The 14,772-nt window shown below is 41.1% G+C and carries 11 protein-coding genes; 5 read left to right on the top strand and 6 right to left on the bottom strand.

Annotated elements, in window-relative coordinates:
- Positions 1-58: 58 nt before the first annotated feature.
- Both PSH50_RS11160 and PSH50_RS11155 read left to right on the top strand, forming a co-directional pair.
- Complete coding sequence (locus PSH50_RS11160; protein ID WP_138611336.1) at positions 59-1,891, top strand: DUF885 family protein; 1,833 nt, start codon at positions 59-61, stop codon at positions 1,889-1,891.
- Positions 1,892-1,974: 83 nt separating this feature from the next.
- Positions 1,975-2,643, top strand: a complete 669-nt coding sequence (locus PSH50_RS11155) for a hypothetical protein (protein WP_138611337.1) — start codon at positions 1,975-1,977, stop codon at positions 2,641-2,643.
- On the opposite strand, the gene PSH50_RS11150 is transcribed toward PSH50_RS11155, so the two are convergent.
- A complete protein-coding gene (locus tag PSH50_RS11150) occupies positions 2,640-3,356 on the bottom strand; it encodes an SIMPL domain-containing protein (RefSeq protein ID WP_273609630.1) in 717 nt (238 codons plus the stop codon). The two genes, PSH50_RS11155 and PSH50_RS11150, sit on opposite strands and share 4 nt — an antisense overlap.
- A gap of 114 nt (positions 3,357-3,470) precedes the next feature.
- Between PSH50_RS11150 and PSH50_RS11145 the strand changes: the two genes are divergently transcribed.
- A complete protein-coding gene (locus PSH50_RS11145; protein ID WP_273609629.1) occupies positions 3,471-6,143 on the top strand; it encodes a bifunctional acetate--CoA ligase family protein/GNAT family N-acetyltransferase in 2,673 nt (890 codons plus the stop codon).
- Positions 6,140-7,087 (top strand): ion transporter, encoded by a 948-nt coding sequence (locus PSH50_RS11140; protein ID WP_004586829.1) that lies wholly within the window; start codon positions 6,140-6,142, stop codon positions 7,085-7,087. The genes PSH50_RS11145 and PSH50_RS11140 overlap by 4 nt, the downstream gene beginning before the upstream one ends.
- Before the next feature lie 8 nt (positions 7,088-7,095).
- On the opposite strand, the gene PSH50_RS11135 is transcribed toward PSH50_RS11140, so the two are convergent.
- From PSH50_RS11135 to PSH50_RS11125, 3 genes are read right to left on the bottom strand one after another with little or no spacing between them, the layout of a single operon-like run.
- A complete protein-coding gene (locus PSH50_RS11135) occupies positions 7,096-11,601 on the bottom strand; it encodes an EAL domain-containing protein (RefSeq protein ID WP_138611340.1) in 4,506 nt (1,501 codons plus the stop codon).
- Positions 11,602-11,621: 20 nt separating this feature from the next.
- Entirely contained in the window at positions 11,622-12,023 is a 402-nt protein-coding gene (locus PSH50_RS11130) for a GNAT family N-acetyltransferase (RefSeq protein WP_004586827.1), read from the bottom strand.
- A 3-nt stretch (positions 12,024-12,026) separates the two neighbouring features.
- The gene (locus tag PSH50_RS11125) at positions 12,027-12,230 is read right to left on the bottom strand and encodes a DUF3283 family protein (RefSeq protein WP_004586826.1); all 204 of its coding nucleotides are present in this window, start codon (positions 12,228-12,230) and stop codon (positions 12,027-12,029) included.
- Positions 12,231-12,386: 156 nt separating this feature from the next.
- On the opposite strand from PSH50_RS11125, the gene PSH50_RS11120 reads away from it, so the two are divergent.
- Entirely contained in the window at positions 12,387-13,085 is a 699-nt protein-coding gene (locus PSH50_RS11120) for an ABC transporter substrate-binding protein (RefSeq protein ID WP_024031530.1), read from the top strand.
- A 15-nt stretch (positions 13,086-13,100) separates the two neighbouring features.
- Here PSH50_RS11120 and PSH50_RS11115 read toward each other — a convergent pair whose 3' ends face one another.
- Positions 13,101-13,346: a DUF1289 domain-containing protein gene (locus tag PSH50_RS11115; protein ID WP_004586824.1), complete on the bottom strand. Its 246-nt coding sequence runs from the start codon at positions 13,344-13,346 to the stop codon at positions 13,101-13,103.
- Between the two features lie 109 nt (positions 13,347-13,455).
- The gene (locus PSH50_RS11110; protein ID WP_138611341.1) at positions 13,456-14,595 is read right to left on the bottom strand and encodes a 1-acyl-sn-glycerol-3-phosphate acyltransferase; all 1,140 of its coding nucleotides are present in this window, start codon (positions 14,593-14,595) and stop codon (positions 13,456-13,458) included.
- Between the last annotated feature and the right edge of the window lie 177 nt (positions 14,596-14,772).

The raw sequence follows: 14,772 nt of genomic DNA, 5'->3' as shown, positions 1-14,772 counted from the left end.
AATACAAGCAAATAAATATAATACACCCTAATGGGTTTCTAACAACAAAGGGAAAACAATGCGTAAACTTACCTTTATTGCAGCAGCCGTGAGCGTTGCTATTTTAGCCGGCTGCCAGCAGGCACCACAACAAACAACCCCGGCGCCTGCAGTTCAAGCGCAACCTGTGCAAAGCGAAATCGACAAAGCGAATGCGTTTTTTGAAGATACCTTTAACCGCGATGTGATGAGCAGCCCGGTTTATCAAACTTACATGGGTATTAAAAAAGATTACGATAAATGGGATGACGGCAGCGAAGAGCAAAAACTAAAAGACCTTGCGCAAGTAAAAGAAGACTTAGTTACTTTAAATGCTATCAACCGCGACCTGCTTGATGATGCCACTAAAGTAAGTTACGACTTAAAAAAACAAGACCTAGAAAGCTCGATTGCTGATTTTAAATGGCGTTACCATAACTACCCGGTTAACCAAATGTTTGGTACTCACTCTATGGTGCCTGCGTTTTTAATTAACCAACATTCAATTAGTAATGTTAAAGAAGCTAAAGATTATATTGCGCGTTTAAACGGTGTACCGACTGTATTTGATCAGCTAATTACTGATTTAGAAACCCGTGCTGATAAAGGCATTATTGCGCCTAAATTTGTGTTCCCACATGTTATAGATTCGAGCAAAAACATCATTCATGGTGCGCCGTTTGAAAAAGGTGAAGACTCAACACTATTAGCCGACTTTAAACGTAAAGTAAGTGCTCTTGAAATTAGCCAAAATGAAAAAGATGCCTTAATTAGCGAGGCAACTGATGCATTAAAATCAGCCGTTAAGCCTTCTTACTCTAAGTTAATTAATTACTTAGCACAGTTAGAAAAACGTGCAGATAACCGCGATGGCGCATGGAAACTGCCTGACGGCGAAGCGTTTTACAATAACGCACTTAAGCGCACCACAACAACTGACTTAACCGCTAAAGAAATTCATGCCATTGGCCTTGCTGAAGTAAAACGTATTCATGATGAAATGCGTGAAATTAAAGACAAAGTAGGCTTTAAAGGTGATTTAAAAGCGTTTATGCAGTTTATGAAAACGGATAAACAATTTTATTATGCCAATGACGAGCAAGGTAAACAGCGTTATTTAGATGAAGCCACTGGCCTAATCAACACCATGAAAACTCGCCTAGATGAGTTATTTATTGTTAAGCCAAAGGCTGATCTTAAAGTTAAAGCCGTTGAAGCATTCCGCGAAAAAGCAGCAGGTAAAGCATTTTACCAACAACCTGCGCCAGATGGCTCACGCCCTGGTATTTACTACGCAAACCTTTACGACATGGAAGCAATGCCAACGTACCAAATGGAAGCATTAGCATACCATGAGGGTATTCCGGGTCACCACATGCAAATTGCCATTTCACAAGAGCTTGAAGGTGTACCTAAGTTCCGTAAGTTTGGTGGCTACACCGCTTATATTGAAGGTTGGGGCTTATACTCAGAGTACATTCCTAAAGAAATGGGCCTTTACTCAGACCCATACTCAGACTTTGGTCGCCTTTCTATGGAATTATGGCGTGCGTGTCGCTTAGTCGTTGATACCGGTATTCACGCAATGAAATGGACTCGCCAAGAAGGTATTGATTACTACGTGAATAATACGCCTAACGCCACATCTGACGGTGTTAAAATGGTTGAGCGTCACATTGTAATGCCATCGCAAGCGACAGCTTATAAAGTGGGTATGCTTAAAATTTTAGAGCTGCGTGAAGATGCTAAAAAGCAACTAGGCGATAAGTTTGATATTCGTCAGTTCCACGACGTTATACTTAAAAATGGCCCTGTACCACTTAACGTATTAGAGAACTTTGTAAACGAGTGGGTAGCAAGTAAAAAAGCTTAATACTTGGTTATAAATAGAAAAAGGTCGCTGATGCGGCCTTTTTTGTTTTATAGTAATAAAAACGCTCAGAGGTAGAGTTAATAATGGATTTAAGCATACAATTACTTAATGCGCGCATTGCTAAGCATCAGCTAGACGAGCTCGATAACGACTTTAAACAGTTAAGCCCGGCTCAGCAAACATTACAGCTAAACCACCTTTACGAAAGTGCTTTGCGGATGAGTATTAAATACGACTTTATGCAAAATGTGGCAACACGTATTTTAACAACCAACACCCCACCAGCACCTTTTATAAACCAATTAACAACAACTGATGCATTAACGTTTTTTACACCTGCATTAAAAGAAAATAACGGCTTTTTAGCACAAGACAGCCAAGGAAATAATGTACTGCACAATGTATTTAAACACGCCAATGCTCAAGAGCTGGCGTTTAACTATGTGCGCTCATTAATGCTATTTGAATCTAACGATAATTTAGTAAAAGCCCTTGCACAAACAAATGCTCGCGGCCTTACCCCTGTTGCCTGTTATATCGCCTATGCTGATAAACCTAGCACACCAATAAAGCATGAATTTTCAGCATTATTAGCGCTTATGGAAATAGAGCAAAAACAAAATCCAACCGCTAAACAGCAACTGGTAAATATATTAAAAGGCGCTGATATAAACGAAACTAGCATTTTACTTAGCGCTGCTTACCTACAGCGCTCAACCGCGCAAATTGCCCACTTAGTTAGAGCAATTTAGTCACTTAAGTAATATTCAACACTGGTGACCACCCTCACCTTTTTGATATGTGGCGTATTTGAATCGCGATTGCTAATGCTAAATTGCCCTTGGCGAGCGGATTTTATTTTACCAAGCTTTGAGTTCGAATCTTTAGCAAATTTGTTGGCAACTTCACGGGCTTTTTCTGTAGCCTCTTGCACCATTGCAGGCTTTATATCGTTAAGGCCGGTAAATAAATACTCAACTTTGGTTTCGTAACTATTTTGCACAATGGCAATGCCCTGTTTAGCTAATTGACTCACTTTACTCAGCGCATTTTGTACTTTGTCGGGCGCGTTCGAATACACAATAATATTAACGCGTACCAAGTAACGAAATTTTTGATTATCGTTAGCGTATTCACGGGCTTGCTTATCAATAATCGACTGGCTACCCGTGCTTATTTCGTCATCATCAAAGCCATGTAGCTTTAAAAATGCAATAACAGCATCGTTTTTTTGCTCAACCCGACTAACCAGCTTTTCTAAGTCGTTGTCTGCATCGCTGTATTGCAGCGGCCAAATTACCGTATCGGCGCTAACTTCACGCTCTGCTAACCCTTTAACCTGCACACTACGTTCCATGCTTTTTACATCTACTGCGGCACTTTTAATAATAAAGCCTAATAAAATTAAGCCTATACTTAGGCAAATTGCGGCTATAACGGTGTAAAAACCGGGTGTTTTATTCACAAAAAACTCCTTGATTGATATCAATAATAAGTATCTATGCGCTCGAAATAACTCAGCAAACAGGGTACATTGAGACTATAAATAACGCAAAATATAATCAGCCAAGGATATGCCATGAGCTTAAAGCGCATCAGCCAATTTTTTAATCCGGCCTCGGTAGCCGTTATTGGCGCCTCGAATACCCCCACACGCGCGGGGTTTGTGGTTATGCGCAATTTATTACAAGGTGGGTTTAAAGGGCCAATCATGCCCGTAACCCCTACCCATAGTGCGGTACACGGTGTGCTTGCCTACCCTGATATTGCCGCGCTGCCCAAAGTGCCCGACTTAGCCGTTATTTGTACAAATAAAAATACCTTACTGAGTATTATCGAGCAGCTAGGTGAGCTTGGCTGTAAAAGTGCAATTGTGATTGCTGATGGGCTCTCATTGAGCCAAAAAACAGCTTTAAAGCGCGCTGCAAATGCCCATCACGTTACTTTGCTTGGGCCTAATTGTTTAGGGCTGCTTATTCCGCATATTGGCCTTAATGCCAGCTTTTCTCACACAGTTGCAGCACCAGGGAAACTGGCATTTATATCGCAATCCGCAGCGGTGTGTTCCACTATTTTAGATTGGGCTAAAAATAAAGAGATTGGCTTTTCGTATTTTGTTTCGGTCGGTGATTGCCTAGATATCGATTTTGACGAGCTGCTCGATTTTTTAGGCCGCGATGCTAAAACCAAAGCGATTTTGCTCTACATAGATAATATTGAAGATATTCGCGGGTTTATCTCGGCAGCACGGGCAGCGGCCTTTAGTAAGCCAGTTATTGCCATTAAAACGGGAAAAACCGGAGCAGGTGCACTGGCTGCTGAAATTCATACCGGTGGCAAGCAAAGTTCAGATGCAGTGTACGATGCGCTTTTTCAACGCGCCGGTATGCTGCGTGTTAGTGATCTGCGCGAACTTTTTGCAGCCACGCAAACACTTGCCATCCACCCTAAATTACTAAAAGTTGAGCAGTTAACCATTTTAACCAACGGCGGCGGCCCGGGGGTTATGGCGGTCGATGAGCTTATTTTAAATTCGGGCAAACTTACCCAGCTTAGTGAGCAAACGCGCTCCGCACTCAATAAAGTTATTCCGCAGTCAGATACTACATCTAACCCTGTCGATATTTTTGGCGACTCTGCTCCGGCGCGTTACAAGCAAGCATTAGAAATTTTACTTCGCGCCGAAGAAGTTAAAAACTTACTTATTATTCATACCCCTTCGGCACTTGCACCAAGTGAAGACTATGCCGATATGATAGTGCAAACCTTACAAAAAATACCAAAGATGGCACGCCCTTATGTAATGACCAACTTTATGGGTGAAGATGCGGCTTATGCCGCGAGGCGTGTTTGCTCTAACCACACTATTCCAACCTATCGTACGCCTGAGGGTGCGGTTGGCGCATTTATGCATTTAGTTAGCTACCGTCGTAACCAAAAACATTTAACGCAAACACCCGAATCAAATACCGATGATGCAAAAATAAATAAATCAGCGGCCACTTCGCTCATTAACGAATTTTTAGAAGAAGAGCAAAGCTACTTACCCACTCATCAAGCAAGCCAAATTCTTAGTCATTATGGTGTTGAGTGTATTCAAACAGAAGTAGCCTACACGCCCACAGAGGCGCGTGAGCAAGCAATTGAACTAGGCTTTCCGGTAGCGTTAAAGTTGATTAGCCCAAGTATTGCCTCAAAATCAGAAGTAGGGGGCGTGGTTCTTAACTTAAACGATGCAAACGAGGTTGAGCAAACCGCCTTTGCCATGCTGATACGAATTAAAAACACCTATCCAGATGCTGTTATTGAAGGGTTTTCATTGCAAAAAATGGCGCCGCGCGCCGGCGCTAATGAGCTGCGAATCGCCATTAAAACTGAGCCTAATTTTGGCCCTGTTATATTACTTGGTGAAGCGGGTAATGGGTTAGAGTATGCCCAAGCAGCCGTTGCTTTGCCGCCGCTTAATATGAACTTAGCTAAATACCTCATTGCAGCAGCAAACGATAAAGGCGTATTAAAAGATCGCATTTTGCCAGAAAAGGTCGACAAATATCGCTTGTGCGCCCTGCTCACACGTATATCTCAACTTGTTGTCGATCAGCCCGATATAAGTGCCATGGAACTTAATCCTATTTTAGCCAGCAATGGGCAATTTTTAGTACTTGATGCCACTATTAGTGTTAATCGCTATCAGGCACGCAGCGATCGTAAACGTTTATGTATTCGCCCTTACCCTATTGATCTTGTAGAAGAAGTAACCCTTAAAAATAATACGCGAGCTACATTAAGGCCTATTCGTCCAGAGGATGAAAAAGCCCACCAAGAGTTTGATCAATCACTCAATAAAGAAGATCGTTACAAACGCTTTTTTGGTGAGCTGCCCCAGTTTAACCACGATCAACTCGCAAAAATGACGCAAATAGATTACGACCGAGAAATGGCCTTTATTGTATGCCAGCGCTTTGAAGGTAAAAGCCGCACCCTAGGTGTAGCACGCGTTATTATGGACCCTGATAATTTACATGCTGAGTTTGCAACCGTGGTTCGCTCTGACTACCAAGGCTTAGGTCTTGGCAGGCTGCTTATGAGCGCTGCAATAAATCATTGTAAGCGCCAAGGCGTAGAAGTAATTGAAGGCATAACACTGCCTGAGAACACCGGCATGATTGAGCTTGCCCGTAAGTTAGGTTTTACAATTAGCCGCGATTTTGAAGAAGGCAGTATTAATATGCTGTTAAAGCTAAACACATGAGTAGCACAGCAAGGCAAACTTTAGCGCAGGTATTTGAAGGGACTGGCGATTACCGCAAAGCGGGGCATATACTCGACACCGCGCTAATTGCTTTAATTATGCTTAACGTTATTGCCATTGTGTTGGAATCAGTACCGAGTATAAACAAAGTATATTACCCGCAGTTTTTACTTTTAGAGGTTATTTCGGTGGCTATTTTTAGTCTTGAATACCTTGCAAGGCTTTGGGCCTGTGTCGATAAAAGCAAATACGCGGCTATAAAAGGTTCAAACGCAAAACGCCGGCTGCATTATTTTTTATCACCTTTGGCTCTTATCGATTTAATAGCCATTTTACCCAGCTTGTTAATGTTTGTGTTTCCTCTGGATTTGCGTTTTTTACGTGTATTAAGGCTGTTAAGAGTATTTAAACTTACCCGTTATTCACGTGCAATGCAGTTGTTATTACAAGCATTTAAAGACGAAGCGAGCTCGTTACTGGCCGCGTTTTTTATTATGTCGGTACTGCTAATACTTGCCTCCTGCGGTATTTATTTATTGGAGCACGATATTCAGCCAGATAAATTTGGCTCTATTCCTGCGGCTATGTGGTGGGCTATGGCGACCCTCACTACGGTTGGGTATGGTGATGTTGTACCGCTAACGCCACTTGGTAAACTATTTGGTGGCGTAGTCACTTTGGTGAGCATGGGAATGGTGGCAATTCCTACAGGCTTGCTTGCCTCTAGTTTTTCGGAGCAAATACGTAAACGCCGGCAATTTTTTGAAGATGCCGTACATGAGCAAATTCACCAAGGCAGTTTAGATGACTCACAGCGTTTGCACTTAGAGGAGCTGCGCTACAAACTAGGTTTAAGTAAGCTTGAGGCCAATAAAGCAATTAAAACGCAGCTTAATCAACGCAACAGCCATTTATTTTGCCGCCACTGTGGTAAACGCCAATAAGCTTATTTTTACTGGTTAAATATGTTGCCCCAATCTTGTTTGATCAGTGCGGGAACAGCTTCTTTAGGTACTGGCTTACTAAATAAATAGCCCTGAAAATGCTTACACCCTAACTGCTTTAAAAACTGCAGCTGTTGTTTGTTTTCAATGCCCTCAGCCACACACTCTTTACCTAAGCTATGAGCTAAGGTAAGCGTTGATTGAATAATGGCTTCATCATCCGAGTCCACGCCAATATCTTGCACAAAACTTCTATCTATTTTTAGTACATCGATAGGAAAACGCTTTAAATACGTTAATGAGGCATAGCCTGTTCCAAAGTCATCCATGTAGAGCTTACAGCCAAGCTTTTTCAGCATTTCCATACTGTGCAGCGCATGTTTAGAGTCGCGCATTAAAATAGACTCGGTAATTTCAAACACTATGGCTTCTGAGGGCACATTAGCGTGGCTCAACGCTTTATGAATGTCGGTTACAAGCTCTTCGTATTCAAAATCAAGTGCAGAGAGGTTTATCGACAAGTACAGCTGTGGTGAAATCTCACGCCATTGTTTAAGCGCTTGCAACGCACGGGCAAAGGTTTGCAGCATAATTTTTGTTATTAACCCTATGCTCTCAGCCGCTAAAGAAAACTCTTGCGTGGGCACTAAAGTGTTTTCAGGCCAGCGTAACAACACTTCAAAACCTTCGGTTTTTTGAGTGTGCGCATTCACTATAGGCTGGTAGTAATTGCAAAACTCTTGCTCTTGATACGCTTTAGTTAGCAAAGACTCTAAATGCAGGGCTTTTTGTACATGCTGGTTCATCTCCTGCTTGTAAAACTTATAACTGCTTTCGAGCGACTCTTTTGCATGGTACAAAGCTATACTGGCAGCTTTTAACAGCGCAGCATGATCTGCGGCATCATCAGGCGCTATTGCTACCCCGATACTTAAATTAACATTTACCACCTGGCCATTAAATTCCATATTTTGGCTTACAGAGTCTATTAATTTAGAGCAAATAAGTAATACTTCTTCAATTTGCTGCACATCTTCCACCAGCACCACAAATTCATCGCCACCAAAGCGTGCAACACTTGCAGAAGGACGCAAGGAGCGCTTAATACGCTTAGCCACTTGCTTTATTAGCTCATCAGCCGCTTCACGTCCAAATGAGTCGTTAAAGTATTTAAACCGCTTAATGTTTATGTGCAGCATAGCTACTTTACATTGATGATTTTGCGCTTGCTCAATCGCATGCTCAACCCTGTCGTTAAACAGCATACGGTTAGGCAAACCGGTTAATGAGTCATAATTGGCTAAAATATGAAGCTCATTTTCAGCCAATTTTTGCGCATGAATATCGGTTAAAATAATAACGTAGCTGCTTAAACGGTGTTCGGTGTCGGCCACTGCACTTATTTTTACTAACACATGGCGCTGCTCACCACTGGCAAGGGTGACTAAGTCTTCACAGGAAAAATGCTCACCCACATTCAGCTTTTGCATTATCCGTAAATAGTCAAAGCGATTACTTCGCGATATACCTAAATTAAGGGCGCGGCTAGAGCGTGGCTCACTAGGAAAGTTAAAGGCCGTTTGCAACGATTTGTTAGAGGCGCGAACCGTAAAGTTTTTATCAAGAATAAATACCCAATCACGGGTTTGCTCAAACGCAGCGGTAAATAAGCGGGCATGCTCTTCAAACACCATTTCGCGGGTCATATTGGTGTAAGTACCCGCAACTTTTTTAGGAAGTTGTCCGCTCCATTCCACCACTTTGCCAAAGTCTTTATACCAACGCCAATAGCCTTTAGCGTGGCGTAAACGATAAGTGCAATTAAAGTAGCCTTTATCGGTTGATAAAAATTCTAACCATTCTAATCTGAAAAGCGCTTTATCTTGCGGGTGAATTTTAGCTAGGTAATCATCCAGGCTCACGCTTTCTTGATCATACCCCAGTTCATTACATAAGCGCGGCTGGTAAATACTACTCGATGTAGACTGCCAATCCCACATGCCCGACTCACTACCCTCTAAGGCTAGTTTTAATCGCGCTTCACTTTCTTTACTTTCTTTATTAGCGGCCAGTAATATGCGCTGAATTTTGTTGCGGCGCATTACCCAAAAAGCAATAAATGCGATAAACAAAACGCCATAAAGCACCATAAAATATGGCGCTCGCCACAGAGGATACTTAACACGAATTTTTAGCACTGCAGGCGGCGTGTACTCGCCGGTTAACGGATCTTTAGCCCATACTTTGAGCTGGTAATTACCTGGATTTAATTTAGGGAATAACACCCGATTATTATTACGGGTGTAGGTTTTTTGGCCGTTATCGAGCTGGTACTCATAAATTATGCGCTCTTGATAGCTAAAGGCCATCGCCGAAAACGCCACTTCTAAACCGATATCATCATGGTTAAGGACTATTTCATTTAATGGCTGTTTTAAATCGATAGATAAGTCGCGCGACATTAAATCAACTCGCGTTATATTTACATGATCAATTAATGAGTGGTAATTTTGATTTTCCATCGGATGAAAATATGTAATGCCCTTTAAGCTGCCATAGGCAATGCGGCCATCGCTTAAATGCGCCATGGCACTGCTGTTAAACTCAGCAGAAAGCAGCCCCTCAGATGTAGTAAACTGCTGAAAATGAAGTGTTTCTGGGTTTAGTCGCCATATACCTTTATGACTGCTCATCCAAATCATGCCATTATCATCAAGCACCATGTCATAAAGTAAGGTACCTAACTTATTTTTTTCTAAGTCAATCGTGTGTACCAATTTGTAACTGGCTGCATCAAGCCCAATCAGGCCAAAATTAGATAGCGAAATCCATAAAATATTGTTGTTATCGACCACGTAAGAAAGCACATTAATAGCCACGTTATCGTGCTGTTTTGGCACTTTATAAATGGTGTTTAATGCTAATGTGGTTGGGTTTACCTGATATAAAATACCCGCATTAAAAAACAGGGGCATATCAGGCTTGGTTGCCAGCGCTGGCGAAAAACCATGCGCCAAAAACGGCTCTATGTTGCTAAAAGCCCCTTCTAATCGGGTGATCTGCTGAGTATCAATATTATATACAAACATACCGTGATCTGAGTGCACATAGTACAAATCACCGTTAGGCATTAAGGTTACGCCGTGTACCCAGCCTTCTATGTAGGCTCTATTGTTGGGGTTTGTTATTGTTGGCTCGTTAATTTGATGCGTTATGGGGTCAAACTCAAACAGCCCACGGTTTGTATGCAACCAAAGCTTTTGCTTATAAGGAATAATTTCATACACGCTAAATTCAGTAGTCAGTAAGTCTACTTTGTGGTTTTTTAAGTAAACCTGGCTGGTGTTAGTGGCTAAATCAATTTCGGTTAAGCCATTATGCGTTGCCAGCCATAGGCTGTTGCCATACTCCGTAATGCCCCAAACCGAAGGATGAGAAAGGCCATCGCCACCCAGTTTACTACCATCTATATTGCCAAAGTGATAGGTATTATTAGACAGATAAAATGCACCATCGGTTTTAGTAGCGAGCCAATACCCTCCCGATTTATCTTTTACCATGTCTATCATACTGGTATCAGATAGGCTGTATTTACTTTGTGTAATACGTGTGTTTTTTACCAACTCTTTGGTATTTAAATCAAATTTAAAGAGCCCTTTATTAGTTGCCAGATCTAGCTTTTCGCCTTCGTTGATGATGCGCCATACATTTAAATCGGCAATAACGGCTTGGTTTTTAAATGCTATGTCGGGGCGTTCAAACATGCCTGGCAAGTCGCTAATATCAACTTGATACAAGCCTTTAACGGTGCCTACTAACAACTGATTATTTTCAATAACCGAAAACGATTTAACGTTGTTTTGATAAATATGCTCAGCTTTGCTTTTTAAATGCTGCAGCGGCCTAATTTGTTCAGAGGCGATATCAAATACAAACGCCCCATGGCTTGTGCCTATAAAAATATACCCATTGTAATGAAAAAGCTCTCTGACTAAGGTGTTTTCGTATTCTTTAGGCAGCTCAAATAGGCTGGTTATTTTACCTGTTTCAATATCTAATTTAGCAAAGTCGCGACCACGCCCAATCCATAAGGTTTTGTCATCAACCGAAGCCATACTAAATACCGACTGGCTTAAAATTTGTTTTTCGCTGGTAGGTTGAGAAATAAATTGCTGGTAGGTGTCGGTACTTGGGTCGTATTTAAATAAGCCGGCAAGTAACGAGGCTATCCAAATATTGCCTGCGGGGTCTTGGTAAATACAATCAATTATGGCTTCTTCAAGCTCGCCATTAGGGCCATTAATTGAAACAACTTGGTAACCATCATAGCGGTTTAACCCCCCTTCGGTAGAGAGCCATAGGTAACCGTTATCATCAAGCAGCATAGTGTTCACATAGCTTTGCGACAGGCCTTCACTGGGGGATAAACGCTTAACCTGTGCGCCAACTTGGCAACTAAATATAGCGATTAAAGCTATACAGCAACTAATGATCCAATGAACGCCTTTACTCATGGCTTGATCCGTTGTTTTTGTTATAGGTATTCGAGTGCGACTATATTTCGATGTGTATAAATATCAAAAAGTGCTTTTAAACCAGGAGTATATGTTAATACTTGGTTAAAACCAAGACTCGTATATAAAGCTGTAATATTTTTATAAGCAAAGGTGTAAAGCGGCATGCTTTGCTGTTTTATAGCGGCGCATACAAGTTGCTTTGCCAGCCCTTTTGCACGGTGCTGCGGGGCAACAAATACGGTAGATAAGAATAAAAAATCGTGTTTATTTTGTATTCGACACGCCGCAACTATCTGCATTTCACTGTAAACAACCCAAACCTGATCTTGCTTATTAGCACGTCCTCTTACGCTATACAGTGCATAAAACTTATTAACTAATGGAATCTTAAGTGTGTCTAACTTTTGTACTGTGTACATATATTAGCTTAGCATTAACGCCAAATACTGCTCAAACTGTTGCTTTAAAAACGTTTGCTCTGCCACTGGGCGGCTATGAATCGTGTTATAAACTTGCTCACGTGTTTTTTTATTACGTTTAATTTGATAAGCCCAAAATGAGGCTTCGTAATCTAATTGAATCTGGTATTTTTGCTCTCGAGGTAAAGCACATAAATTAAAACTCACAACCACTCCTAAGTACGGTTAGTTATCCGCATTTATTATACGTATATTTGAACCCATTTACTGTTTAAAAAGCAACAAACATGGGCAAAAACCAAACTATTTTGGTATTATTCGCTGCGTTCATTTGCCCTCTCCTTATTTTAAACGGAAGTAACCTTGCAGATACAGCTCAATGCTTTGTTTTTATTAGTCGTTTTATTTTTTAGTAAAATTACACTCGCCAATCACAATAGCGTTATATTTAACCGCCCGGCCGACTCAGCTCAAGCAAGCTATGCGCTCGCTTTACTCACATTAGCCTATAAAGAACTTAATTATGAAGTACACATAATTGATTTTAATCGCCAAAATGCCTTATTAGCAGCCAATAATGGGGTGTTAGATGGCCAACTTGGCCGCGATATAAGTATAGAGGCGGACAATAAAAACCTGATCAGAATTAACTACCCACTGTTTGACTATAAGCTTTTACTGTTTAAAAACTGCCAACCCAATACACTCGATAAACTCGATAGTATTGCGGTTTTATCAGGCTATCCAGTTCAGCACCATTACTTAAATGAGCATAAGTTTAACGGCAATATTATTGAAGTAAAAAATATTACGACCCAACTTAACCTACTAGCCCAGCATAAAGTTGATGGGGCAATTATGCTCGACTTTGTGCTTAAAGCCGATAACTTTTCCCTGCCAGAGACCTGTATGCAAACCCAGCTGCTAAGTACGTTTTCGCTCTATCATTATGTACATAAAAAGCACGCGGCTTTGGTAAGTAAATTATTGAATGCTTTAAATAAGCTACACGATAACGGCACTAGTCGCGCATTGCGTGCAAAATACAATTTAAAACTCTAGCATGTACAGCAAGGTTTAAAATTCAAAGCCTTGTTGTTTATCTAAAGTGGCTTGTGATTGCGCAGCTTGGCGCTTTTGTAAATACCGTTTGTAACGTTGTTGGCACAAGCTAAGTACTTTCTTTTTTTGCGCATTGCTTAACGCATTCCAATTAAAGCGCTCATCCCGGCTTCGGTAGCAGCCTTTGCAATAACCTCGGTTGTTTACTTGGCAAATACTTTTACAGGGGCTTGGAATATCAAATATTTCAATTTGTTGCATTGCGCCCCCTAAGTAGAATAATTGCTTTGTATGAGTATAGCGTTATTTATGCACAAAAAAAAAAGCAGCGTTTACGCTGCTTTATTACGCTATTTGCCAACGCAGATGCCTAATGGCTTTGCTCACATACTTTGTTTGTGATTTCAGTTTTGCGTTGAAATGGCTTTGCATACATAGCTAAAACAAGTGGCTTTAGCTCTTCTGGCACTAAGGCTAAACGCTGTTCAAAAGTGGCGGTATCGGGCTCATCAATAACTGCTTGCTTGCACCCACCGGCAATGTAATTTCCTGGGTGTAAGTAAAAAGACTCAACAATGTGCTTATCAATTGTTTGCGCCAGCTCATCAGCATCATCGCAACCGCTTTCAACCGGTTGTCCAAATGCTAAATGCACATGCCCTTTAGCAGAGCTAAATCCTTCAACAATACTTGCTATGTCTTCGCCTGCTGATTTTACGTATTCACCGTGCTGCTGTTTATGATAAAGCTCTTTTGCTTTAGAAATTGCACAAGGCTCATACTGATAAGAAATAGACACAGGAACAATTTTTAACTCTTTAATATACTCGCCAAATTCTTTCTTTTGCTTACGACCATTAAGTTGCAGCATTTTTAAAAGCGCCGGATCTGTTTGATCAAAGCCGTCTTTTGCACGCCCTTCTTTTTGCGCAATCCAAATAGAATTTCCTGCTGTTAACGAGTCATAAATATAGGATGACAACTGCGTTAGCGCCTTAAGCATCTCTTTAGGTGCTTTGGCTGAGCGCTTAACGATAAAGCTTTTATTTAAACGCATCAGCTCGGTTATATACGGTATTTGCAATAAGTTATCACCAATTGCTATACGCACCGTCTTCATTTTATGCTGATACAAACCCCAATTAACAAGTGCAGGGTCCAGCACTATGTCGCGGTGGTTTGATATAAATAAATACGCCTGCTGCGGGTCTAGTTTATCTAAACCCGAAAAGGTAACTTTTGAGGTAGTGCGTTTTATTAGTTTATCTAAATACTTTGCAACTTCGTTTTGTACATCTTCAACGCTCGTAAATTTGCCCCATTTTTTTCGTAAATGGCTTCTCACCAGTGTGCGAGCAATAAAAGGCATAGCGGATATAAAGCACGGTAAGTTGTACTTTGCTATTACATCTATAAACGCATTATCGTTAATTAAACGCGCTAGCGAGGCCGCAACTTCATCGTCGTTGTAAGGTCTTATGTCTGCGTACTTATCTTCTAATTCACTCATTACTGCATCTACAATGTTAAAAAAACGGCACGCAAAACGTACCGTTTATATATAATTTTGATTATAACTCAGCCACTCTTAAATAAGAAATAGCCATTTGGTTATGCTTATTTGCGAGCCATTTCAGTCTATGACCACACAAAAAGGGGTTGGTGCATTGTTTTTTAGTTTTATCAA

The organism is Pseudoalteromonas sp. Angola-7 (assembly GCF_028599255.1).
In the GTDB taxonomy this organism is placed as follows: Bacteria; Pseudomonadota; Gammaproteobacteria; order Enterobacterales; family Alteromonadaceae; genus Pseudoalteromonas; species Pseudoalteromonas atlantica.
Note: the sequence above shows the minus strand (reverse complement) of the source record. Positions and strands in the feature narration are given on the sequence as shown.

What these genes read in the sequence shown, in the direction of transcription:
- PSH50_RS11140 (WP_004586829.1), top strand. Translation starts at nt 6,140, where the DNA reads ATGAGTAGCACAGCAAGGCAAACTTTAGCGCAGGTATTTGAAGGGACT.
- PSH50_RS11130 (WP_004586827.1), bottom strand. Translation starts at nt 12,023, where the DNA reads ATGTACACAGTACAAAAGTTAGACACACTTAAGATTCCATTAGTTAAT.
- PSH50_RS11145 (WP_273609629.1), top strand. Translation starts at nt 3,471, where the DNA reads ATGAGCTTAAAGCGCATCAGCCAATTTTTTAATCCGGCCTCGGTAGCC.
- PSH50_RS11135 (WP_138611340.1), bottom strand. Translation starts at nt 11,601, where the DNA reads ATGAGTAAAGGCGTTCATTGGATCATTAGTTGCTGTATAGCTTTAATC.
- PSH50_RS11110 (WP_138611341.1), bottom strand. Translation starts at nt 14,595, where the DNA reads ATGAGTGAATTAGAAGATAAGTACGCAGACATAAGACCTTACAACGAC.
- PSH50_RS11155 (WP_138611337.1), top strand. Translation starts at nt 1,975, where the DNA reads ATGGATTTAAGCATACAATTACTTAATGCGCGCATTGCTAAGCATCAG.
- PSH50_RS11160 (WP_138611336.1), top strand. Translation starts at nt 59, where the DNA reads ATGCGTAAACTTACCTTTATTGCAGCAGCCGTGAGCGTTGCTATTTTA.
- PSH50_RS11115 (WP_004586824.1), bottom strand. Translation starts at nt 13,346, where the DNA reads ATGCAACAAATTGAAATATTTGATATTCCAAGCCCCTGTAAAAGTATT.